At 72.5% G+C, this 22563-nt stretch carries 21 protein-coding genes and 1 pseudogene; 19 read left to right on the forward strand and 3 right to left on the reverse strand.

Going from position 1 to position 22563, the window contains the following annotated elements; genetic code table 11:
* From DY240_RS17360 to DY240_RS17375, 4 genes are all read left to right on the forward strand, one after another.
* Positions 1–1480: HD domain-containing protein (locus DY240_RS17360; protein WP_119661107.1), on the forward strand; the 1480-nt coding region annotated here is incomplete at its 5' end.
* A gap of 165 nt (positions 1481–1645) precedes the next feature.
* The gene (locus DY240_RS17365) at positions 1646–2509 is read left to right on the forward strand and encodes an ATP-grasp domain-containing protein (protein ID WP_119661108.1); all 864 of its coding nucleotides are present in this window, start codon (positions 1646–1648) and stop codon (positions 2507–2509) included.
* Between the two features lie 60 nt (positions 2510–2569).
* Positions 2570–4543, forward strand: coding sequence for a threonine--tRNA ligase (gene thrS, locus DY240_RS17370; RefSeq protein ID WP_119661109.1), 1974 nt, complete (start codon positions 2570–2572; stop codon positions 4541–4543).
* A 47-nt stretch (positions 4544–4590) separates the two neighbouring features.
* A complete protein-coding gene (locus DY240_RS17375; RefSeq protein ID WP_119661122.1) occupies positions 4591–5055 on the forward strand; it encodes an HIT family protein in 465 nt (154 codons plus the stop codon).
* A gap of 239 nt (positions 5056–5294) precedes the next feature.
* On the opposite strand, the gene DY240_RS17380 is transcribed toward DY240_RS17375, so the two are convergent.
* On the reverse strand, positions 5295–7319 hold a 2025-nt coding region (locus DY240_RS17380), incomplete at its 5' end, for an elongation factor G-like protein EF-G2 (RefSeq protein WP_233552771.1).
* A 1-nt stretch (position 7320) separates the two neighbouring features.
* Positions 7321–7462: pseudogene (locus DY240_RS34125) on the reverse strand (hypothetical protein); the annotation flags it as partial.
* 210 nt (positions 7463–7672) lie between these two features.
* On the opposite strand from DY240_RS34125, the gene pgsA reads away from it, so the two are divergent.
* The 15 genes from pgsA to DY240_RS17455 all read left to right on the forward strand — a co-directional run bounded on the left by pgsA (position 7673) and on the right by DY240_RS17455 (position 21129).
* The gene (gene pgsA, locus DY240_RS17385; protein WP_119661110.1) at positions 7673–8284 is read left to right on the forward strand and encodes a phosphatidylinositol phosphate synthase; all 612 of its coding nucleotides are present in this window, start codon (positions 7673–7675) and stop codon (positions 8282–8284) included.
* Positions 8281–9210 (forward strand): phosphatidylinositol mannoside acyltransferase, encoded by a 930-nt coding sequence (locus DY240_RS17390; RefSeq protein WP_199701673.1) that lies wholly within the window; start codon positions 8281–8283, stop codon positions 9208–9210. Before pgsA ends, DY240_RS17390 begins: the two co-directional genes overlap by 4 nt.
* On the forward strand, positions 9207–10346 hold the full coding sequence (locus DY240_RS17395) for a glycosyltransferase family 4 protein (RefSeq protein WP_119661112.1): 1140 nt from the start codon (positions 9207–9209) through the stop codon (positions 10344–10346). The genes DY240_RS17390 and DY240_RS17395 overlap by 4 nt, the downstream gene beginning before the upstream one ends.
* Positions 10343–10885, forward strand: a complete 543-nt coding sequence (locus DY240_RS17400; protein WP_199701675.1) for an NUDIX hydrolase — start codon at positions 10343–10345, stop codon at positions 10883–10885. Before DY240_RS17395 ends, DY240_RS17400 begins: the two co-directional genes overlap by 4 nt.
* Positions 10886–11192: 307 nt before the next feature.
* Positions 11193–12092, forward strand: coding sequence for a pyridoxal 5'-phosphate synthase lyase subunit PdxS (pdxS, locus tag DY240_RS17405; RefSeq protein ID WP_119661113.1), 900 nt, complete (start codon positions 11193–11195; stop codon positions 12090–12092).
* A gap of 10 nt (positions 12093–12102) precedes the next feature.
* Positions 12103–12633 (forward strand): NUDIX hydrolase, encoded by a 531-nt coding sequence (locus DY240_RS17410; RefSeq protein ID WP_199701679.1) that lies wholly within the window; start codon positions 12103–12105, stop codon positions 12631–12633.
* 117 nt (positions 12634–12750) lie between these two features.
* On the forward strand, positions 12751–13299 hold the full coding sequence (pdxT, locus tag DY240_RS17415) for a pyridoxal 5'-phosphate synthase glutaminase subunit PdxT (protein WP_233552774.1): 549 nt from the start codon (positions 12751–12753) through the stop codon (positions 13297–13299).
* A 6-nt stretch (positions 13300–13305) separates the two neighbouring features.
* Complete coding sequence (locus tag DY240_RS17420) at positions 13306–14070, forward strand: YebC/PmpR family DNA-binding transcriptional regulator (RefSeq protein WP_119661115.1); 765 nt, start codon at positions 13306–13308, stop codon at positions 14068–14070.
* 82 nt (positions 14071–14152) lie between these two features.
* Positions 14153–14677: a crossover junction endodeoxyribonuclease RuvC gene (gene ruvC / locus DY240_RS17425; RefSeq protein ID WP_119661116.1), complete on the forward strand. Its 525-nt coding sequence runs from the start codon at positions 14153–14155 to the stop codon at positions 14675–14677.
* A complete protein-coding gene (gene ruvA, locus DY240_RS17430) occupies positions 14674–15294 on the forward strand; it encodes a Holliday junction branch migration protein RuvA (protein ID WP_119661117.1) in 621 nt (206 codons plus the stop codon). The genes ruvC and ruvA overlap by 4 nt, the downstream gene beginning before the upstream one ends.
* On the forward strand, positions 15291–16364 hold the full coding sequence (ruvB, locus tag DY240_RS17435; protein WP_119661118.1) for a Holliday junction branch migration DNA helicase RuvB: 1074 nt from the start codon (positions 15291–15293) through the stop codon (positions 16362–16364). Before ruvA ends, ruvB begins: the two co-directional genes overlap by 4 nt.
* Positions 16365–16586: 222 nt before the next feature.
* Positions 16587–17654 carry a hypothetical protein gene (locus DY240_RS17440; protein WP_119661119.1) on the forward strand — a complete coding sequence of 356 codons (1068 nt, stop codon included), beginning with the start codon at positions 16587–16589 and terminating at the stop codon, positions 17652–17654.
* 126 nt (positions 17655–17780) lie between these two features.
* Positions 17781–18149 carry a preprotein translocase subunit YajC gene (gene yajC, locus DY240_RS17445; RefSeq protein ID WP_119661120.1) on the forward strand — a complete coding sequence of 123 codons (369 nt, stop codon included), beginning with the start codon at positions 17781–17783 and terminating at the stop codon, positions 18147–18149.
* A 60-nt stretch (positions 18150–18209) separates the two neighbouring features.
* Complete coding sequence (locus DY240_RS17450; RefSeq protein WP_119661125.1) at positions 18210–18746, forward strand: adenine phosphoribosyltransferase; 537 nt, start codon at positions 18210–18212, stop codon at positions 18744–18746.
* Positions 18747–18828: 82 nt separating this feature from the next.
* Positions 18829–21129, forward strand: a complete 2301-nt coding sequence (locus DY240_RS17455) for a RelA/SpoT family protein (protein ID WP_325049290.1) — start codon at positions 18829–18831, stop codon at positions 21127–21129.
* Positions 21130–21196: 67 nt separating this feature from the next.
* Here DY240_RS17455 and DY240_RS17460 read toward each other — a convergent pair.
* Positions 21197–22563 (reverse strand): DUF349 domain-containing protein (locus DY240_RS17460; protein ID WP_233552772.1); only part of this gene is annotated, 1367 nt, incomplete at its 5' end.

A 22563-nucleotide genomic window follows, 5' to 3' on the forward strand; every position in this document is an offset into this window, starting at 1 on the left:
CGCGGCTCAGGCCGGCCTGGTGCCGGGACCGCGGACCCTGGCCCGGCTGGCCGCCGAGTGCCCGCCGCTGCCCGAGCCGTGGCCGGCGCCGGCCCTGGACGCGCTGGTCAGCCTGCTCGGCGCGGGGCCGGGCATCGTGCCGGTGTGGGACGCGCTGGAGGCGGCCGGGCTGGTGGTCCGCTGGTTCCCGGAATGGGAGCGGATCCGCTACCGCGCCACCCGCACACCCGTGCACCGGCACACCGTCGACCGGCACCTCGTCGAGACGGCTCTGGTGGCGTCGCGCCTGACCCGCCGCGTCACCCGGCCCGACTTGCTGCTGCTCGCCGCGCTCGTCCACGACCTCGGCAAGGGTGTACCTGGCGACCATTCCGCGGCGGGCGAGCCGATCGCCGTCGCGCTCGGGCGACGGCTCGGGCTGAGCGAGGACGACGCGGCGACGCTGGGCCGGCTGGTCCGGCACCACCTGCTGCTGCCGGAGACGGCGACCCGGCGCGACCCCGACGACCCGGCCACGCTCGCGACGGTGGTGGACGCCGTCGGGACCCGGGAGTTCCTGGAGCTGCTGGCCTGCCTCACCGAGGCCGACGCGACCGCCGCCGGGCCGGTCGCGTGGTCGCCGCTGCGGTCGCGGCTGGTCGGCGACCTGGTCGAGCGGACGCGGCAGGTGCTGGCCGGCGCCGCGCCGCCCGAGCCGAAGCGGCCGACCGACGAGCTGGCGCTGCTGGCGGAGCTGGACTGTCGGCGCCCGCCCGTAGGGTGGGACCCCACCCCAACCGGGCGGGCCATCACCACGTCACAGCCAGGCGCTGCCACGGCGGAACCGGCCACGGCGCAGCCGGGCGCGGCCACGCCGGAAGGGATCCCGAACGCTGGGTCGGTGGCCGTCCGTGTGGGCGCGCCGGACGGCGACGCCGCCGGGCTGAGCACCGTCACCGTCCTGGCGCCCCGCGGGCCGCGGGTGCTCGGCGTCGTCGCCGGCGTGCTGGCGCTGCACCGCCTCGACGTCCGCTCCGCCAGCGCTTCCACCGCGGGCGACGCCGTCGTGCTGGTCTGGCGGGTGGTCGCGCGCCGCGGCGGCGGGCCGGACGCGGTCCGGCTGCGCGAGGACGTCACCCGGGCGCTCGGCGGCAGCCTGGACCTGGGGGAGCGTCTGGCGGCCCGCGCGGCGGAGTGGCGGGGCAGGGTCATCGCGCACGCCCGGCCCCGGGTCGAGCTGCTGCGCGAGGTGTCGGCGGACGCGACTGTCCTCGAGGTGCGCGCGCACGACGAGGCCGGCCTGCTGCACCGGCTCGCGACGGCGCTCAGCGGGCCGGGCGTCGTGATCCGGTCCGCCGTCGTCGAGACGCTCGGCTCGGAGGCGATCGACGTCTTCTACCTCGTCGACGATGCCGGCGCGCCGCTGTCGCAGGCGGCCGAGGACGTCGTGGTCGCCGCCGCCCGCGCCGCCCTCGACGGCGACGCCGACGACGCCTCCTGACGACCCGTTGATCATGGAGAAATCGGGGTTCCGACGCGCCCGGAACCCCGGTTTCTCCATGATCAACGCGGATTGCGGGCCGTCCGACGCCGGCCGAACCGGTTCGTCAGGGGCGACGGGTATCGTCGGGGCTGTCGTCTGCGAACACCGGAAGGACCACGAACCATGCCCCGCGTCGCCCTGGTCACGTGCGCCGACCTGCCTCATCTGGACACCGACGACCAGCTGGTGGTCCAGCCGCTGCGGGCGCTGGGCGTCGACGTCGAGACGCCGGTCTGGGACGACCCCGCCGTCGACTGGGCCGCGTTCGACCTCGCCGTCCTGCGCAACCCCTGGGACTACGCCCGCCGCCGCGAGCCGTTCCTGGCGTGGGCGCACGCCGTCCCGCGGCTGCTGAACCCGCCGAAGGTCGTCGAGTGGAACACCGACAAGGTGTACCTGCGCGAGCTGGCCGCCGCGGGGCTGCCCGTCGTCCCCACGACCTGGCTGACGCCGGGTGACGCCGCGACCGAGCTGCCCGGCAGCGGCGAGTACGTCCTCAAGCCGTCGGTCAGCGCCGGCTCCGCCGACACCGGCCGCTACCGGCTCGACGACGCCGAGCAGCGCGCCCTCGCCGTCGCGCAGGTCGAGAAGCTGCTGGCCCGCGGGTCCACCGTCATGCTGCAGCCGTACCTCGAGGCGGTCGACACCGCCGGCGAGACCGCCATGCTGCACATCGGCGGCGAGTTCAGCCACGCCATCCGCAAGGGCGCCCTGCTCGACGGGCCCGACCTCCGCGACGGCAAGCCGCTGTGGAGCGAGCAGATCGACCCTCGCGAGCCCACGCCCGCCGAGGCCGAGCTGGCGCGGCGGACGCTCGACGCCATCCCGGGCAGCGACACCCTGCTGTACGCGCGCGTCGACACCATTCCCGGAGCCGACGGCGCCCCGGTCATCCTCGAGGTCGAGCTGACCGAGCCGAGCCTGTTCCTGGCCACGTCGCCGGGCGCGCCGGAACGTCTGGCGCGGGCGATCGCCGCTCGCCTCTAACCGATACCATCGTCCCCGGCCGGGACGCCCGGCCACACCCCACGAGACCGAGGAGCAGTCGTGTCCGAACAGATCCGCATCGTCGTCGCCGGAAGCGAGCGACAGGTCGGTGCGGGCACGACGGCGGCCGACCTGTTCGCCGACGACCCCACGGTCATCGCGGCGCGGGTCGGCGGCACGCTCGTCGACCTCGCCCGGGTGCTGGCCGACGGCGACGACGTCGAGCCGGTCGCCATCGACTCGCGCGACGGCCGCGACATCCTGCGCCACTCGACGGCGCACGTCATGGCGCAGGCGGTGCAGGAGCTGTACCCCGAGGCCAAGCTCGGCATCGGCCCGCCGGTCGAGAACGGCTTCTACTACGACTTCGACGTCGCCGAGCCGTTCACCCCCGACGATCTCAAGAGCATCGAGAAGAAGATGCAGCAGATCGTCAAGGAGCGGCAGTCGTTCGTGCGCCGCCCGGTCAGCGACGACGACGCCCGCGCGGAGCTGGCGTCCGAGCCGTACAAGCTCGAGCTCATCGGCCTCAAGGGCGGCGGCGCGGAGGCCGCGGCCGAGGGCGCGTCGGCCGAGGTCGGCGCCGGCGAGCTGACCATCTACGACAACGTGCGACCCGACGGCGAGCTGGCCTGGAAGGACCTCTGCCGCGGCCCGCACCTGCCCACCACGCGGAACATCCCGGCCTTCAAGCTGATGCGCGTCGCCGCGGCGTACTGGCGGGGGAGCGAGAAGAACCCGCAGCTGCAGCGCATCTACGGCACCGCCTGGGAGAGCCGCGAGGCGCTCAAGGACTACCTCGACCGCCTCGCCGAGGCCGAGCGCCGCGACCACCGCAAGCTGGGCCGCGAGCTCGACCTGTTCAGCTTCCCCGACGAGCTCGGCTCCGGCCTGCCGGTGTTCCACCCCAAGGGCGGCGTCCTCAAGCGCGAGATGGAGGACTACGTCCGCCGCCGGCACCTGGAGGAGGGCTTCCAGTACGTCGGCACGCCGCACATCACCAAGCAGGGCCTGTTCGAGACCTCCGGGCACCTGCCGTACTACGCCGAGGGCATGTTCCCGCCCATGGAGCTCGAGGGCAGCTCGTACTACCTCAAGGCCATGAACTGCCCGATGCACAACCTCATCTATCGCTCCCGCGGCCGGTCCTACCGCGAGCTGCCGCTGCGGCTGTTCGAGTTCGGCTCGGTGTACCGGTACGAGAAGTCCGGCGTGGTGCACGGCCTCACCCGCGTGCGCGGCATGACGCAGGACGACTCCCACTCCTACGTCACCCAGGAGCAGGCCGCCGACGAGATCCGCCACCTGCTGAACTTCGTCCTCGGGCTGCTCAAGGACTTCGGGCTCGACGACTACTACCTCGAGCTGTCCACCCGCGACCCCGAGTCCGACAAGTTCATCGGCACCGACGAGCAGTGGGAGGTGGCCACCCGCACGCTCGAGGAGGTCGGCAAGGCCTCCGGCCTCGAGCTGGTCCCCGACCCGGGCGGCGCCGCCTACTACGGCCCGAAGATCTCGGTGCAGACCCGCGACGCCATCGGCCGCAGCTGGCAGATGTCGACCATCCAGCTCGACTTCAACCAGCCGGCCCGGTTCGAGCTGGAGTACCAGGCAGCCGACGGCTCCCGGCAGCAGCCGGTCATGATCCACTCGGCGAAGTTCGGCTCCATCGAGCGGTTCATCGGCGTGCTGACCGAGCACTACGCCGGCGCCTTCCCGCCCTGGCTGGCGCCGGTGCAGGCGGTCGGCATCCCCATCGCCGACGAGCACGTCCCGTACCTCGAGCGGCTGGCGGCGAAGCTGCGCGAGCACGGCATCCGGGTCGAGGTCGACGACTCCGACGACCGCATGCAGAAGAAGATCCGCAACGCGCAGAAGCAGAAGATCCCGTTCATGCTCATCGCCGGCGACGACGACGTCGCCAAGGACGCGGTCTCCTTCCGCTACCGCGATGGCAGCCAGAAGAACGGCGTCCCGGTCGACGACGCCGTCGCCGAGATCGTCGACGCCGTCAAGCGCCGGATCCAGGTCTGACCGTGCCGGAGGCCGACCGCCTCGAGCGGCTGTGGACGCCGTACCGGATGGCCTACATCACCGGCGAGCCGGGCAACGGACGCGACGGCGACGGCTGCCCGTTCTGCGAGATCCCGAAGAAGTCCGACGAGGACGGGCTGATCCTGCGCCGCGGCGCGACGGTCTACGCGGTGCTGAACCTGCACCCGTACAACCCGGGCCATCTCATGGTGGTCCCGTACCGCCACACCGGCGAGTTCGAGACGCTCACCGACGAGGAGTCGCGGGAGCTCACGGCGATGACGCAGGACGCCGTCCGCGCGGTGAAGGCGGCCTCCAGCCCGCAGGGTTTCAACGTCGGCCTCAACCTCGGCGGCATCGCCGGCGGGTCGCTCTCGGACCATCTGCACCAGCACGTCGTGCCGCGGTGGACCGGCGACGCCAACTTCATGACCGTCCTCGACAACACCAAGATCATGCCGCAGCTGCTCGCCGACACCCGGGCGCTGCTGGCCGCCGCCTGGCCCGAGTAGGAGACTCGCCGTCGGTGAACGCGCCGGTGGCAAGGTAGTCGAGCGTGACGCCCGACGACGGATGGACGAGGTCCGGTTGCTGCGACGCCGGCCGGTAGGTGGCGCTGACCTCGCCCTCAGCGGCGTAGTAGCAGGCTCATGGTCGACCACACTTCCCTCTAGGGCGTACGGCGTGATGGTCCAGGATCGACCCCGTCATGATGTGGTCGATCCTGGATGATCACGCACGGGCCGGCCGGCTACGCCGAGCTGCCCGCCGTCACCTTGGCGGCGAGGTTGTGCGGCATCGGCTCGTAGCGGGCGTAGTGGCGGGTGAAGGTGCCGGTGCCGTGGCTCATCGCCCGCAGGTCGATCGCGTACCGCACGATCTCCGTCTGCGGCACCTCGGCCCGCACCACCGTCCGCCCGGCTCCCACGGCCTCGGTGCCGAGCACCCGGCCGCGTCGTCCGGCCAGATCGCCCATCACGGCGCCCACGTAGTCGTCGGGGACCATGACCGACACCTCGTCCACCGGCTCGAGCAGGTTCACCCCCGCCGCCGCGGCCGCCTCGCGCAGCGCCAGGCCGCCCGCCGTCTGGAAGGCCATGTCCGACGAGTCGACGCTGTGCGCCTTGCCGTCGTACAGCGTGACCTTGATGTCGACCATCGGGTAGCCGGCGACGGTGCCGCGCTCCATCTGTGCCCGCACGCCCTTCTCGACCGACGGGATGAACTGGCGCGGGACGGCGCCGCCGACGACCTTGTCGACGAACTCGAAGCCGGCGCCCTCGGGGAGCGGCTCGACCTCGATCTCGCAGACGGCGTACTGGCCGTGCCCGCCGGTCTGCTTGACGTGACGGCCGCGGCCGGTCGCCTTGCCGGCCAGCGTCTCGCGCAGCGGCACCCGCAGCGGCACGGTGTCGACGTTGACGCCGTGGCGGGTGCGCAGCCGGTCCAGGACGAGGTCGGCGTGCGCCTCGCCCATGGTCCACAGCACCAGCTGGTGCGTCTCGGGGTTGTTCTCGACCCGCAGCGTCGGGTCCTCGGCGACCAGCCGCGACAGGCCCTGCGCGAGCTTGTCCTCGTCGGCCTTGGCCGACGGGACGATCGCGAACGGCAGCAGTGGCTCGGGCATCGTCCACGGCCGCATGAGCAGCGGGTCGTCCTTGGCCGACAGCGTGTCGCCGGTCTCGGCGCGGGACAGCTTCGCGATCGCGACGATGTCGCCGGCGTGCGCCTCGCCGACCGGCCGCTGCGTCTTGCCCAGCGGGCAGGACAGCGCACCGATGCGCTCGTCCTCGTCGTGCTCCTCGTGGCCGCGGTCGGCGAGGAAGTGGCCCGACACGTGCACCGTCTGGTCCGGGCGCAGCGTGCCGGAGAACACCCGCACCAGGCTCACGCGGCCCACGTAGGGGTCGGACGTGGTCTTGACGACCTCCGCGAGCAGCGGTCCGGCCGGGTCGGCCGCGATGCCTTCGCGCGGCGTGCCGTCCAGCGCCGTCACCTCGGGCAGGGGATGCTCGGCGGGGGCGGGGAAGCCGCCGGCGATGACCTCCAGCAGTTCCTGCGTGCCCAGGCCGGTCGCGGAGCAGACCGGGATGACCGGGTGGAACGAGCCGCGCGCGACCGCCCGCTCGAGGTCGTCGACGAGCACCTTCAGCTCGATGTGCTCGCCGGCCAGATAGCGGTCCATCAGCGTCTCGTCCTCGGACTCCTCGATGATGCCCTCGATCAGCTCACCCCGTGCCTCCTCAAGCCGGGCGGCCTCGTCGCCGGACGGGTCGCGCTCGCCGCGCCGCCCGCCGTCGTAGGTGAAGACCCGCTCGCTGAGCAGGCCGACCAGGGAGTCCGTCCCGCTGGGCAGGTAGAGGGGCAGGACCTTGTCGCCGAAGCCCTCGCGGATGGCGGCCAGGGTGCCGGCGTAGTCCGAGCGGGGATGGTCCAGCTTGGTCAGGACGACGGCGCGCGGCATGCGCACCGCCTCGCACTCGGCCCAGAGCAGCCGGGTGGTGCCGTCGATCGGCTCGGCCGTCGACACGACGAACAGCGCGCAGTCGGCGGCGCGCAGCCCGGCCCGCAGGTCTCCGACGAAGTCGGCGTAGCCGGGGGTGTCCAGCAGGTTGATCTTCGTCTGCTCGTGGAGCAGCGGGGCGAGGGCGAGACCGACCGAGCGCTGCTGACGGATCTCGGTCTCGTCGTGGTCGCACACCGTGGTGCCGTCCTCGACCCGGCCGGGCCGGTGGATCGTCCCGGACGCGACGAGGAGGGCCTCGACGAGTGTGGTNACGCGACGAGGAGGGCCTCGACGAGTGTGGTCTTGCCGGCGGAGGTCGGGCCGACGAGGGCGACGTTGCGGACGTCGACCCCGTCGGCCGGAGGTACGCCTCCGGCGTCGGGCTGCTCTCCCGTCTGGTGTCGTGTCGCCATGCGCCAGCCTCCTGCCTCGCAGGCGACGCGCGGCCCGGCGGTACCAGCGCCTCGTTGCGCCGCCGCGGTTCGTAGATGTGGTGATGGCCACTTTGGTGCGCGACGCGTGGATGCGCAAGGGTGATCGGCATAACGCCAGTAGCATGGCCGCGCCGGGTGCCGCTCACTCAGCGGGCCGGTTTCGGACATCTGGAGTCGAACGGACGGGCGATGCTCGACAAGTACACCCGGGTCTATTCGACCCGCATCCTGACCCCCGCTGCGCGCGGAATGCTGCGGCTGGGGCTGGGACCGGACGCGGTGACGGTCATCGGCACCCTCGGCGTCGTCGCCGGCGCGCTGATCTTCTACCCGCGGGGGGAGTTCTTCTGGGGGACGCTGTTCATCACGGCATTCGTCTTCTTCGACAACATCGACGGCATCATGGCGCGGTTGCAGGGCCGCACCAGCAAATGGGGTGCGTTCCTCGACTCCACGCTCGACCGCTTCGGCGACGCCGCGATCTTCGGCGGGCTGGCGCTGTGGTTCGCCGGCGACGGCGACAACCTGCGCATGGTCGCGCTGCTGATCGCCTGCCTGACGCTGGGCGCCGTCGTCTCCTACGCCAAGGCACGGGCCGAGAGCCTCGGCTACACCGCCGGCGGCGGCATCGCCGAGCGGGCCGACCGGCTGGTCGCGATCCTCGTCGTCACCGGGTTCGTCGGCATGCTCGACCTCCCCGTGGCGGTGCTGGAAGTGCTGCTGTGGCTGCTGACGGCGGCCAGCGCGTGGACGGTGTGGCACCGGGTCAACACGGTGCGACGGCAGGCGGCCCTGGAGTGAGCGCGTTCAGCGACCAGCGCCAGCTGTGGCTCTACAGCACCGGCTGGAAAGCGGTCCAGCACATGCCGGAGCGGGCGGCCTACCGGTCGTTCCGGACCATCGCGGACTTCTTCTGGCGCCGCCGCAGCCCGTCGGTGCGGCGGCTGGAGATGAACCTGGCCCGGGTCGGCAAGTACGAGCCCGACGAGCTGCGCGAGCTGACCCGGCTCGGCGCCCGCTCGTACATGCGGTACTGGTGCGACGCGTTCCGGATGTCGGAGTGGAGCCACGAGCGCATCCTCGACCGCGTGCGCACGGTCGACGAGTACCGCCTGCGCGACGCCCTGGCCGCGGGCCGGGGCGTGGTCGTCCCGCTGCCGCACATGGGCAACTGGGACTGGGCCGGCGCCTGGGCCTGCCTCACCGGCGCGCCGCTGGCGACGGTGGCCGAGCGGCTGCGCCCTGAGAAGCTGTACGAGCGCTTCGTCACCTACCGCGAGGCGCTGGGCATGACGGTGCACCCGCTGGGCGGCGAGGGCGTCATGAGCGCGCTGGCCGAGCACCTGGGCCGTGGCGGGCTGGTGTGCCTGCCGGCCGAGCGCGACCTGTCCCGCCGCGGCGTCCCCGTCACGCTGTTCGGCGAGCCGACGCGGATGCCGGCCGGCAGCGCGATGCTGGCGCTGCGCACGGGCGCCGCGCTGATCCCCGTCACGCTCGCCTACGAGGGCCGCGAGCCCGACCACGGCCTCGTCATCCGGTTCCACGAGCCGATCGAGCCGCCGGAGGAGCGCGGCGAGCGGCTGGCGACGATGACGCAGCGCATCGCCGACGCGTTCGAGGTCGGCATCGCCGCCAACCCCGAGGACTGGCACATGACGCAGCGGCTGTTCCTGGCCGACCTCGACCCGAACGACCCGCGGCGGCGGGTGCAGCCGGTGACGTCGTGAGAGTCGGCATCGCCTGCCCGTACTCCTGGGACGTCCCGGGCGGCGTCCAGGTGCACATCCGCGACTTCACCGAGGAGCTGACGCGGCGCGGCCACAGCGTCTCCGTCCTGGCGCCGGGCGATGACGACGACGACCTGCCGCCGTACGTCACCACCGTCGGCAAGCCGGTGGCGATCCCGTACAACGGATCGGTGGCGCGGGTGGCCTTCGGTCCGCGCACGGCCGCGCGGGTGCGCCGCTGGCTGGTCGACGGCGAGTTCGACGTCGTGCACGTCCACGAGCCGGCGTCGCTGTCGCTGGGCCTGATCGCCACCTGGTGGGCCGAGGTGCCGATCGTGGCGACGTCGCACTCGGCGATGCGCCGGTCGCGGGCGATGAGCGCGGCACAGGGGATCCTCAAGTCGGCGTTCGAGAAGTTCACCGCCCACATCGCCGTCTCCGAGGAGGCCCGGCGGACCGTCGTCGAGCACCTCGGCGTCAACGCCGTGCTGATCCCGAACGGGCTCTACGTCGACCGCTTCGCCGTCCCGCCCCGCCCTGAATGGCGGTCGGACGAGGGGACGCTGTCGTTCCTCGGCCGCCTCGACGAGCCGCGCAAGGGCCTGCAGGTGCTGCTCAAGGCGTGGCCGGCCATCCACGACGCGTTCCCCAAGGCGCGGCTGCTGGTGGCCGGCCGGGGCGAGATCGACGACATCCGCCGCGGCATCGACCCCCGCCACCGCGACGCCGTCGAGTTCCTGGGCGGCGTCAGCGACGACGACAAGGCCGCGATGCTGGCCAGCAGCGACATCTACGTCGCGCCGCACATCGGCGGCGAGTCGTTCGGCATCGTGCTGGCCGAGGCGATGGCGGCGGGCGCACCGGTGCTGGCCAGCGACCTCGAGGCGTTCCAGGTCGTGCTGGACGGCGGCCGCCTGGGCGCGCTGGTGCCGGTGGGCGACGCGTCCGCGCTGGCGGCGGAGGCGATCGCGCTGCTCGGCGACCCGGCGCGCCGGGCCCGGTATCGCGCGGCCGCCTCCCTGGGCGTGCGGCGCTACGACTGGGGGCGGGTCGCCGACGAGGTGCTGGCGGTCTACGAGATGGCGGTCGCCGTCGGGTCCGGCGGCCACACCTTCAAGCTGCCGGGGCTGCCGTGAACTGGGAATGGTTGTTCGTCACCATCGCCGTGCTCGCCGCGCTCGGCGTGTATCTGTCGTGGACGGCGGGGCGGCTGGACCGGCGGCACGCCCGGCTGGAGGCGTCGCGGGCGGTGCTCGACGCCGAGCTGCTGCGCCGGTCGGGCTCGGTGCTGGACCTGGCGACCGCGGGTCTGCTCGACCCTGCGACGTCGGTGGCGCTGGCCGACGCCGCCTCGCGGGCCCGGACGGCGGCCGAGGGCGCGGAGCGCTACCAGGCCGAGAGTGACCTGACGGCGGTGCTGACGGCGGCGCTGGACGACCCGGCCGACCTGGAGTCGCTGCGGTCCGACCCGGCCGCGGAGGCCGCGCTCGAGGAGCTGGCGATGGCCTGCCGGCGGGCCGCCCATGCGCGGCGGTTCCACAACGAGCTGGTGCGCGGCGCCGTGCGACTGCGGCGCAAGGCGCTGGTCCGCTGGCTGCGGCTGGCCGGGTACGCGCCGATGCCCGAGACCGTCGAGCTGGACGACACCGTGCCCCGGGGGCTGGCGTCGGAGTAGGCCGGTTGGTCGCCGTCCGGCCCTGAGATGATCACGTTCACGACGAAAACCCGTGTCGTACTACGCCTGCGATCGTGTCGAGGGTCGAGAAATCCTCATGACGGCCCACCCCACCCGTCGGAAAGCGCTCACCACCACCCCGCGCCGTTGATCATCAACCTTTCGCGTCGCTATGGCAGCACGAAAGGTTGATGATCACGGGAGCGGAAGGGCGGGCGGTGGCCGGAAATGGACGCGGTGGTGTCACGGGCGAGGACGTACCATGGACCTGTCCCTCCGCCCATCGACTCAAAGGGTTCGAGCAGCAGTGTCCGAAGAGACGCAGTCCACCGTCGGTACCGCCCGGGTCAAGCGTGGCATGGCCGAGATGCTCAAGGGTGGCGTGATCATGGACGTGGTCACCCCCGAGCAGGCCCGCATCGCCGAGGACGCCGGCGCCGTCGCCGTCATGGCGCTCGAGCGGGTCCCGGCCGACATCCGCGCCCAGGGCGGCGTGGCGCGCATGAGCGACCCCGACCTCATCGACGGCATCATCGACGCGGTGTCCATCCCGGTCATGGCGAAGGCGCGCATCGGGCACTTCGTCGAGGCGCAGGTGCTGCAGAGCCTGGGTGTCGACTACATCGACGAGTCCGAGGTGCTCACCCCGGCCGACTACGAGCACCACATCGACAAGTGGAAGTTCACCGTGCCGTTCGTGTGCGGTGCGACCAACCTGGGCGAGGCGCTGCGCCGCATCGCCGAGGGCGCGGCCATGATCCGCTCCAAGGGCGAGGCCGGCACCGGCGACGTCTCCAACGCCACCACCCACATGCGTCAGCTGCGCGACCAGATCACCCGGCTCGCCTCGCTGCCCGAGGACGAGCTGTACGTCGCGGCCAAGGAGCTGCAGGCGCCGTACGAGCTGGTCAAGGAGGTCGCGCAGGCCGGCAAGCTCCCGGTGGTGCTGTTCACCGCCGGCGGCATCGCCACCCCGGCCGACGCCGCCATGATGATGCAGCTGGGCGCCGAGGGCGTCTTCGTCGGCTCGGGCATCTTCAAGTCCGGCGACCCCGCCCGCCGCGCCGAGGCCATCGTCAAGGCCACCACGTTCTACAACGACCCCGACACCCTGGCCAAGGTGTCCCGCGGCCTCGGCGAGGCCATGGTCGGCATCAACGTCGCCGACGTGCCCGAGCCGCACCGGCTGGCCGAGCGCGGCTGGTGACCTCCCGGCAGTGACGGCCGACGCCTCCGACCTGGGGGAGTGGCGCGACGAGGACGGCGTCTGGTTCCGTCGCGCCGCCCGGGTCATCGCCGTCGACCCGGCGGGGCGGGTGCTGGTGATGCGCGGCGTCGACCCCGCCGCGCACGACCACGTCTGGTGGATCACCCCGGGCGGAGGCCTGGAGCCCGACGAGGACGAGCGGGCCGGAGCCGTCCGCGAGCTGTTCGAAGAGAGCGGCATCCGCCTCGACCCGGCCGAGCTGGCCGGGCCGGTCGCCGTCCGCAGCGCCCGCTTCGACTTCGACGGGCGCCCGTACCGCCAGGACGAGGTGCTGTTCTTCGCCCGGGTCCGCGACGCCGGCGACGCCCTCGACACCACCGGCTGGACGGCCGTCGAGCAGGCGTCGGTGACGGAGCTGCGCTGGGTCACCGCCGACGAGCTCGACGCCGTCGGCGAACCGGTCTACCCGCCGGCACTGCCGTCGATCGTGCGCGGCCTGCTCGAGCGCGGCTGGGACGGCGTCCTACATACGGTCGACTGACGCCCACGACGGTAGAATCGAAGGTCGGCATCCCTGATCCTCATCGGAAGGCACACCGTGACCCAGCCCACCGTCGGCGTACTCGCCCTGCAGGGCGACGTCCGCGAGCACCAGCGCATGCTGGCCGCCGTCGGCGCGCAGAGCCGCCCGGTCCGCACGCCGGCCGAGCTCGACGCCGTCGACGCACTCGTGCTGCCCGGCGGCGAGTCCACCACGATGTGGCGGCTGGCCAGGACGTTCGGACTGCTCGAGCCGCTGCGCCGGCGCGTCGCCGGCGGCATGCCCGCCTACGGGTCGTGCGCCGGCATGATCATGCTGGCCGACCGCATCGAGGGCGGCGTCGCGGGGCAAGAGACCGTCGGCGGCATGGACATCACCGTCCGGCGCAACGCGTTCGGCCGCCAGGTCGACTCCTTCGAGGCCGACCTCGACTTCCCGGCGCTCGGCGCCGAGCCGCTGCACGCGGTGTTCATCCGGGCGCCCTGGGTCGAGAAGGTCGGCGACGGCGTCGAGGTGCTCTCCCGCGTGGCGACGGCCGACGGCGACGGCACGGGTAATATCGTCGCGGTCCGGCAAGGACGGCTCCTCGCGACGTCGTTCCACCCGGAACTGACCGCGGACGCGCGTGTGCACGCGCTCTTCCTCGACATCGTGAAGGAGGCTTGACCCCTCATGTCCGGCCACTCCAAGTGGGCGACCACCAAGCACAAGAAGGCCCTGGTCGACGCGAAGCGGGGCAAGCTCTTCGCCAAGCTGATCAAGAACATCGAGGTGGCGGCCCGCACCGGCGGCGGCGACCCCGCGGGCAACCCGACCCTCTACGACGCCATCCAGAAGGCGAAGAAGTCGTCGGTCCCCAACGACAACATCGACCGCGCCGTCAAGCGCGGCTCCGGCGCCGAGGGCGGCGGGGCCGAGTACCAGACCATCATGTACGAGGGCTACGGCCCCAACGGCGTCGCCGTCCTCATCGAGTGCCTCACCGACAACCGCAACCGCGCGGCCTCTGAGGTCCGCGTCGCCATGACCCGCAACGGCGGCTCCATGGCCGACCCCGGCTCCGTCGCCTACATGTTCGACCGCAAGGGCGTCGTCGTCGTGCCGGCGGCCCAGGAGGGCGGCCGCACGCTCACCGAGGACGACCTCCTCGAGGTCGTGCTCGACGCCGGCGCCGAAGAGGTCGAGGACCTCGGCGAGGCGTTCGAGATCCGCAGCGAGGCCAGCGACCTCGTCGCCGTCCGCACCGCCATCCAGCAGGCCGGCCTCGACTACGACTCCGCCGAGTCGTCGTTCGTGCCGTCGGTCAGCGTTCCGCTCGACGAGGAGGGCGCCCGGAAGATCTTCCGGCTCATCGACGCCCTCGAGGACAGCGACGACGTCCAGAACGTGTGGGCCAACTTCGACGTCTCCGACGACGTCATGGCGGCGGTCGGCTGATCGGTCGCGGCGCGTCTGCGCCGTCCGTGAAACGCCCGCCGGTAGTGTCGGCACCGAACTGGTGTTCGGCGAAGGGTGCTGCATGCGGGTGTTGGGGGTCGATCCGGGGCTGACGCGGTGCGGTCTCGGCGTCGTCGAGGGGTCGCCCGGGCGCCCGCTGAACCTCGTCGCCGTCGACGTCGTCCGCACGCCCGCCGACGCCGAGCTCGGGCACCGGCTGCTGGCCATCGAGACGGCGCTGGAGGAGTGGGTCGCCACCTACCGGCCCGACACCGTCGCCGTCGAGCGGGTGTTCAGCCAGCACAACGTCCGCACCGTCATGGGGACGGCGCAGGCCAGCGGCGTCGCGACGCTCGTCGCGGCGCGCCGCGGCATCCCCGTCGTCACCCACACGCCGAGCGAGGTGAAGGCCGCCGTCAGCGGCAGCGGCCAGGCCGACAAGGCCCAGGTCGCGTTCATGGTGACCCGGCTGCTGCGGCTCGACGCCCGCCCCAAGCCGGCCGACGCCAGCGACGCGCTGGCGCTGGCCATCTGCCAGGTGTGGCGCGGCTCGGCGCAGAACCGGCTGCAGGCCGCGGTCGCCGCGGCGGGGAGGGGACGACGGTGATCGCTTACGTCCGTGGCCAGGTCACGGTGGTCCGGCCGACCGAGGCCGTCATCGACGTCGGCGGCGTCGGCCTGGCGCTGCACTGCACGCCGTCGACGACGTCGGCGCTGCGGCTGGGCGAGGTGGCCCAGCTGGCCGCCAGCCTCGTCGTCCGTGAGGAGTCGCTGACGCTCTACGGCTTCGCCGACGAGGACGAGAAGACGGTGTTCGAGCTGCTGCAGACCGCCAGCGGCGTCGGCCCGCGGCTGGCGCAGGCCATGCTGTCAGTGCACTCGCCCGACGACCTGCGCCGCGCCGTCGCCACCGAGGACCTCGTCGCGCTCACGAAGGTGCCCGGCATCGGCAAGAAGGGCGCCCAGCGCATCGTCATCGAGCTCAAGGACAAGCTCGGCGTGCCCGGCGGCGGGCCGTCGCTGACGCCGGTGCCGTCCGGCCCGGCGCCCGGCGCGGCCGACTGGCAGGGCCAGGTGCACGAGGCGCTGCTCGGTCTCGGCTGGTCCACCCGCGAGGCCGACCGCGCCGTCGAGGCCGTCGCCGCCGAGGTGAACGGTGACGGGCAGCAGCAGGACGTCTCCGCGCTGCTGCGCAAGGCGTTGCGTACTCTGGCGAAGACATGAGCCTTCCCGACGACCACGTGCACCGGCTGGTGGGCGGCGACGCCGACCAGGAGGAACGCACCGTCGAGGCGGCCCTGCGGCCGCGCACGCTCGCGGAGTTCGTCGGGCAGGAGCGGCTGCGCGAGCAGCTCTCGCTCGTGCTCGACGCCGCCCGGGCGCGGGGGAGGAGCGCCGACCACATCCTCCTGTCCGGCCCGCCCGGCCTCGGCAAGACGACGCTGGCGATGATCGTGGCCGCCGAGATGGGCGTGCCGCTGCGCATCACCAGCGGCCCGGCCATCCAACACGCCGGCGACCTCGCGGCCATCCTGTCCTCGGTCAACGAGGGCGACGTGCTGTTCTTCGACGAGATCCACCGCATGGCCCGGCCGGCGGAGGAGATGCTCTACACCGCGATGGAGGACTTCCGGGTCGACGTCGTGGTCGGCAAGGGGCCGGGCGCCACCGCCATCCCGCTGGACCTGCCGCACTTCACGCTGGTGGGGGCCACGACGCGGACCGGGCTGCTGCCGGGCCCGCTGCGCGACCGGTTCGGCTTCACCGGCCACCTGGAGCTGTACGAGCCGGCCGAGCTCGAGCTGGTGCTGCGCCGCTCGGCCGGGCTGCTGGACGTCGAACTGCGCCGCGACGGGTCGCGCGAGATCGCCGGCCGGTCGCGGGGGACGCCACGCATCGCCAACCGGCTGCTGCGCCGGGTGCGCGACTTCGCCGAGGTCCGCGGCGACGGCGTCATCACCGGCGACGTCGCCCGCGCGGCCCTGAAGGTCTTCGCCGTCGACGAACTGGGGTTGGACCGCCTCGATCGGGCCGTCCTGACGGCGCTGTGCAAGAGCTTCGGCGGCGGACCCGTCGGGCTCGGCACGCTGGCCGTCGCCGTCGGTGAGGAGCGCGAGACCGTCGAGGAGGTGGCCGAGCCGTTCCTCGTCCGGGCCGGCCTGCTGGCGCGCACCCCGCGCGGGCGCGTCGCGACCCCCGCCGCGTGGAGCCATCTCGGCCTGGCCGTCCCGGCGCAGACGGCGTTCGGGCACGGGTTCGGCGAGCCCGACCTGTTCTCGGCCGCCGACGGCTGACATCGGGCTGGTGGAGCGGTTGCGCCGGAATGCTCGCCCGCGGCCCGTGTTTCCGGTCGTCGATGCCGGGGCAGAGGACATAATATTCGACTACATCGCTGCGCGACTCGAGGGATGTGCTGATCGACGAGAGGAGACGTCGAGGCGTTGAAGAGTCATGTGTTCACGGGCAAGGTCGTCGGCCACTCGCCCCGGCCACCCGAGGCACCGGCCGGAGGACGTATGAATGCGAACAACCTGGCCGAGACTGGTTTGCGGGACTTCTACGATCCCGCGAGCCTGCACGACTCCGAGCCGCTGGACGCGTTCGTCGACCGCGTCGCCTCGACCCGCCGGCCGGTGTCGCTCCCTCCCGTGGGTGATCTCCTGGGGCACGAGGTCGTCCTCGCCGAGGCCGTCCACGCGCTGCTGGATGACGGCCCCGGGGTGACGCTGCCGATTCCGGACGATCGTCAGCACGCCGTGGTGGCGGCGGTGACGGCCTACGCCGACAACGTCGCGCGCTCCGTCCTCGAAGTCGCCGACGACATCGCCGAAGACGCCGAACAGCTGCGCGACCTGCTGCACGGCAGTGTGCGGCCCATGCCGGGGCGCGCCGCGCTGGCCGGGCGGGTGCTGGCCGCGGTCGCCCACGCGGGCGAGTTCCGGCGCAGCGGCCGCGACTACTTCATGCATCCCGACGAGGTGGCCTCCATCGTCACCACCGCGTGGCGGCGGCAGATCCGCGGCGAGGGCGAGCGTCTGGACGTCGCCCAGTTCCTGGCCTACTGCCACGACAGCTTCGAGGACACCATCGACCCGTTCGGCGCCTACCTGTCCGAGCGCCCGGTCATCGTCTCGCCGCTGGTCGCGCAGCGTGTGCTCGAGATGATCGGGGTGCCCGACGCCCGTGACGTCGCGCGGGTCCTGCTGCTCATGACGCGCACCAAGGACGTCGACGGCAACCGGATGGACTACTTCGACTACCTCGACCGCGGCGTACGCCAGGGCGGCGCGCTGTTCATGCTCACCAAGGCGCCCGACATCCACCACAACCTCAACATCGAGCCCGAGCTCATCGAACGCGGCGACCGCAAGGCGCGGGCGCGTTATGAGAAGCGCGACGTCTACCGCGCGGCCGCCGACAAGATGCGGTTCGCGGCCGAGTCCCAGGACGCCGCCACCGCCTGGGTGGTCCACTCGGTCTTCGCGGTGTCGGCCGGCGACCTCGCCCCCACGATCAAGAGCGACACCGTCAGCCTGCAGGAGATCGCGGCCGCCGTACGGCGGAAGATGGCCGGCGCCGTGTGATGCTCGCGCCCCGGCCGGTTGACCGGGGCACCAGCGCTAGACTGTCCCTTTCGGCGGCCGCCAGGGTCGCTGCGATACACGGCGCCCGTCACCCCGGGTGCCGCGGGAAGGAAACCAGTCTCAATCATGGAAGCACTGCTGCTCCCCATCCTGCTGATCGCCGTCTTCTACTTCCTGCTCATCCGCCCGCAGCAGAAGCAGCGGCGGCAGATGATGGAGCTCCAGCAGTCGGTCCAGCCGGGGACGAAGATCATGACGACGGCCGGCCTGCTGGCCACGGTCGTCGAGGTCGACGACGACGAGGTCGTGCTCGAGGTGGCGCCGGGGGTGCACAGCCGCTACGTGCGCCGGGCCATCGCCAACGTCATCCAGCCCGACGAGCCCGCCGCGCCCGCGCCGTCCACCCCGGCCGAGACCGCCGACGACGACGCGCCGAAGCACGAGCCCGTACAGGCCCAGGGCGAAGACCGCACGAACGGCGACGACGTCCGCTGAGCCGCGGCTCGGCAGAGGCGCCGGCGCACCGACGCGATACCCTCTGACCTCGTGACGAAGATGCCGGTGATCGCCGACTCCGACCGCGACCTGCTGCTCTCCCGCATCCGGGACGTCCCGGACTGGCCGGAGCCCGGCGTGGTGTTCAAGGACATCACGCCGCTGCTGCGTGACCCCGCCGCCTTCGACACCGCGGTCGAGCTGCTCGGTGCCGTCGGGGGCGAGGACGTCGACGTCGTCGTGGGCATCGAGGCGCGCGGGTTCATCCTGGGCGCGCCGGTCGCGCATCGGCTGGGCGCGGGCTTCGTGCCGATCCGCAAGCAGGGCAAACTGCCCTGGGAGACCACCGCCGCCAGCTACGCCCTGGAGTACGGCGAGGCGACCATCGAGGTCCACGTCGACGCCTTCCAGCGCGGCGAGCGGGTCCTCATCGTCGACGACGTGCTGGCCACCGGCGGCACCGTCCGCGCGACGGTCGACCTCGTCCGCGGCGCGGGCGCCGACGTCGTCGGGGTCGGCATCCTCATGGAGCTGGGCTTCCTCGGCGGCCGGGCCAAGCTCCCCGACGTCAACCTCCAGTCGCTGCTCCTCGTCTGACGCCTGTGGCGCGGAGTTACCCGTCAGGAACAGTGAACCCCTAAACTGTGTTGTGTCCTTCACACGGGACGAGAGGGGGCCTGTGGCCGAGCAGACAGTTCCCAGCGGCGCGCTGACCCCGGTCAGGGTGCGGGCGAGGCTTGCCCGCCTGACCGCTCAACGGCAGCAGTCCGACCCCGCGCTGGAACCGCTGTTCCGCATCATCCGGGCCAACCACCCCAAGGCCGACCTCGAGATCATCGAGCGTGCCTACCGCACCGCCGCGCGCGCCCACAGCGGGCAGAAGCGCAAGAGCGGCGACCCCTACATCACCCATCCGCTGGCCGTCACCACCATCCTGGCCGAGCTGGGCATGACCCCGCCGACGCTGGCGGCGGCGCTGTTGCACCACGCGGTCGAGGACGGCAGCTACCCGCTGGAGACCGCCCGGGCCGAGTTCGGCGACGAGATCGCGCGCCTCATCGACGGCGTCACCAAGCTCGACAAGGTCAAGTACGGCTGGGCGGCGCAGGCCGAGACCGTCCGCAAGATGGTCATCGCCATGGCCAAGGACATCCGGGTGCTGGTCATCCAGCTGGCCGACCGCCTGCACAACGCCCGCACCTGGCGCTACGTCTCGAAGGAAGCGGCGCGCCGCGACGCTCGCGAGACGCTGGACATCTATGCCCCGCTGGCGCACCGCCTGGGCATGAACACCATCAAGTGGGAGCTCGAGGACCTCTCGTTCGCCACGCTGCACCCGAAGGTCTACGACGAGATCGTGCGGCTGGTGGCCGAGCGCGCCCCGTCGCGCGACGACTACCTCGCCTCGGTGATCGACCAGGTGCAGGGCGACCTGCGGGTGTCGAAGATCAAGGCGAACGTCTACGGGCGGCCCAAGCACTACTACTCGATCTACCAGAAGATGATCGTCCGCGGCCGCGACTTCGCCGACATCTACGACCTCGTCGGCATCCGCGTGCTGGTCGAGTCGGTGCGCGACTGTTACGCCGTCCTGGGCATCGTGCACGCGCGCTGGAACCCGGTGCCCGGCCGGTTCAAGGACTTCATCGCGATGCCGAAGTTCAACATGTACCAGTCGCTGCACACGACGGTCATCGGGCCGGGCGGCAAGCCGGTCGAGCTGCAGATCCGCACGCACGCCATGCACCGCCGGGCCGAGTACGGCGTCGCCGCGCACTGGAAGTACAAGGAAGAGGCCCGCTCCGGCCGTGAGGCCGAGAAGGACGTGGGGGCGAACGGCAGCGACGTCAACGACATGGCGTGGCTGCGGCAGCTGCTCGACTGGCAACGCGAGACCGAGGACCCGGGCGAGTTCCTCGAGTCGCTGCGGTTCGAGATCGAGTCGAACGAGGTGTTCGTCTTCACCCCGAAGGGCGACGTCGTCGCCCTGCCCACGGGCGCGAGCCCGGTCGACTTCGCCTACGCCGTCCACACCGACATCGGGCACCGCACCATCGGCGCCCGGGTCAACGGCCGGCTGGTGCCGCTGGAGTCCAAGCTCGACAACGGCGACGTCGTCGAGGTGTTCACGTCCAAGGCGCAGGGCGCCGGGCCGAGCCGCGACTGGCTGACGTTCGTCACCAGCGCGAGGGCCCGCAACAAGATCAAGCAGTGGTTCTCGAAGGAGCGCCGCGAAGAGGCCATCGAGCACGGCAAGGACGCCATCGCGCGGGCCATGCGCAAGCAGGACCTCCCGCTGCAGCGGATGATGAGCCAGGAGTCACTCAAGGCCGTCGCCGACGACCTGCGCTACCCCGACATCTCCGCGCTGTACGCGGCGGTCGGCGAGGGCAACGTCTCCGCCCAGAGCATCGTCCAGAAGCTGGTGCAGATCCTCGGCGGCGAGGAGGGCACCACCGAGGACGTCGCCGAGGCGGCCACCCCCGACCGCCCGCGCCGGCGCACCGGCGGCGACCCCGGCGTCGTCGTCAAGGGTGTCTCCGACGTGTGGGTCAAGCTGGCCCGCTGCTGCACCCCGGTGCCGGGCGACACCATCGTCGGCTTCGTCACCCGCGGCTCCGGCGTGTCGGTGCACCGCGAGGACTGCGTGAACGTCGACGGCCTGCGCCGCCAGCACGGCCGCATGGTCGAGGTCGAGTGGGCGCCCACGGCCAACAGCATGTTCCTGGTGGCCATCCAGGTCGAGGCCCTCGACCGCGCCCGGCTGCTGTCCGACGTCACGCGGGTGCTGTCCGACCAGCACGTGAACATCTTGTCGGCGACGGTGTCCACCAACACCGACCGCATCGCCACCAGCCGGTTCACCTTCGAGATGGCCGACCCCAAGCACCTGGGCCACGTGCTCAAGGCGGTGCGCGGCGTCGAAGGCGTCTTCGACGCCTACCGGCTCACCAGCGGCATCCCGGCACCGACGCACTGATCCGCCGACGGCGACGGCGCCCCGCCCGCTCCCTGCGGGCCGAGCGCCGTCGACCGTCCGGGCCGCGTCAGCTGGTGAACTCGTCGAGCGCCTGCTGGGCCTGCTCGAGCCAGGACCTGCGGGCCGTGATGGCCTCCTCGGCCTCGCGCAGCTTCCGCTCGTTGCCGGTCTCGCGCGCCTTGGCGGCCTGCCGCTCGAGGTCGGCGATCGACGCCTCCAGCTGGATGACCGTCGCCTGGGCGCGGGCCCGCGCCTCGGGGTTGGAGCGCTGCCACTCGTTCTGCTCGGCCTCGCGGATGGCGTCCTCGACCCGGCGCATGCGCCCCTCGACCGACCGCATGGCGTCGCGGGGGACGTGCCCGGCCTCCTCCCAGCGCTCCTGCAGGACGCGCAGCTGCTGGCGGGCCGCCTTCCAGTCGGTGATCGGCAGCAGCGCCTCGGCCTCGGCGAGGATGCCCTCCTTGACCACGAGGTTGGCCTGCTGCTCGTCGTCGCGCTTGGACTGGTGCGCGGCCCGGGCGCCGAAGAAGGTGTCCTGGGCGGCCCGGAACCTCTTCCAGAGGCTGTCCTCGACGCCGCGCGGCGCCGGGCCCGCGGCCTTCCACTGCGCCATCAGCTCGCGGTAGCGCCGCGACGTCGGGCCCCAGTCGGTGGACGTGCAGATCTCCTCGGCCTCGGCGAGGATGCGCTCCTTGATGACGCGGGCCTCGTCGCGGCGCTCGGCCAGCTCGGAGAAGTGCGCCTTACGCCGGCGGGTGTAATGCGTGCGCGCCGACGAGAACCGCCGCCACAGTTCGTCGTCGGTGGCGCGGTCCAGCCGCGGCAGCGACTTCCACTCCTCGAGCAGGCCGCGCAGCGTGTCGGCGCCGTTGCGCCAGTCGTTGCCCTCGGCGATGCTCTCGGCCTGCGACGCGATCTGCTCCTTGCGGCCGCGCGCCTCCTCCAGCGCACGCGCCCGGGCGGCCCGGCGCTCGGCGCGCCGCTCGGCGATGCGGGCGTCGAGCGCGTCGAGGCGGGCGCCCAACGCGGCGAGGTCGCCGATGGCGTGCGCCTCGGCCAGCTGGGTGCGCACCTTCGAGACGCCCTGGGCGGTGTCGTCGGGCGCCGCGGCACCGGACTCCAGCCGGGTCTCGAGGAGGTCGACCTGGACGGCGAGGTCCTCGTACTTGCGGACGAAGAAGGCCAGCGCCTCCTCGGGCTTGCCGACCTGCCACGAGCCGATGTGCCGCTCGCCCTCGGCGGTGCGGACGTACACCTCGCCGTTCTCGTCGACCCGGCCCCACTCGTTGGACGCGACGGTGGGCGCGGCGGGTTCCGCCGGCGCTGCCGGGGCAGGCTCGGGGGCAGCCTCCCGCGCCGCCGGTGCGGCCTCGGGCTCGGGCTGTGCGGCCTCGGGCTCGGCCGGCTCCGCCGCGGCGGCTTCGGGCGTCGGCG

This window comes from Jiangella rhizosphaerae (assembly GCF_003579925.1).
In the GTDB taxonomy this organism is placed as follows: domain Bacteria; phylum Actinomycetota; class Actinomycetes; order Jiangellales; family Jiangellaceae; genus Jiangella; species Jiangella rhizosphaerae.

What these genes read in the sequence shown, in the direction of transcription:
- DY240_RS17365 (WP_119661108.1), top strand. Translation starts at nt 1,646, where the DNA reads ATGCCCCGCGTCGCCCTGGTCACGTGCGCCGACCTGCCTCATCTGGAC.
- DY240_RS17375 (WP_119661122.1), top strand. Translation starts at nt 4,591, where the DNA reads ATGGCCTACATCACCGGCGAGCCGGGCAACGGACGCGACGGCGACGGC.
- pgsA (WP_119661110.1), top strand. Translation starts at nt 7,673, where the DNA reads ATGCTCGACAAGTACACCCGGGTCTATTCGACCCGCATCCTGACCCCC.
- pdxT (WP_233552774.1), top strand. Translation starts at nt 12,751, where the DNA reads ATGCTGGCCGCCGTCGGCGCGCAGAGCCGCCCGGTCCGCACGCCGGCC.
- DY240_RS17420 (WP_119661115.1), top strand. Translation starts at nt 13,306, where the DNA reads ATGTCCGGCCACTCCAAGTGGGCGACCACCAAGCACAAGAAGGCCCTG.
- ruvC (WP_119661116.1), top strand. Translation starts at nt 14,153, where the DNA reads ATGCGGGTGTTGGGGGTCGATCCGGGGCTGACGCGGTGCGGTCTCGGC.
- ruvB (WP_119661118.1), top strand. Translation starts at nt 15,291, where the DNA reads ATGAGCCTTCCCGACGACCACGTGCACCGGCTGGTGGGCGGCGACGCC.
- DY240_RS17440 (WP_119661119.1), top strand. Translation starts at nt 16,587, where the DNA reads ATGAATGCGAACAACCTGGCCGAGACTGGTTTGCGGGACTTCTACGAT.
- yajC (WP_119661120.1), top strand. Translation starts at nt 17,781, where the DNA reads ATGGAAGCACTGCTGCTCCCCATCCTGCTGATCGCCGTCTTCTACTTC.
- DY240_RS17450 (WP_119661125.1), top strand. Translation starts at nt 18,210, where the DNA reads ATGCCGGTGATCGCCGACTCCGACCGCGACCTGCTGCTCTCCCGCATC.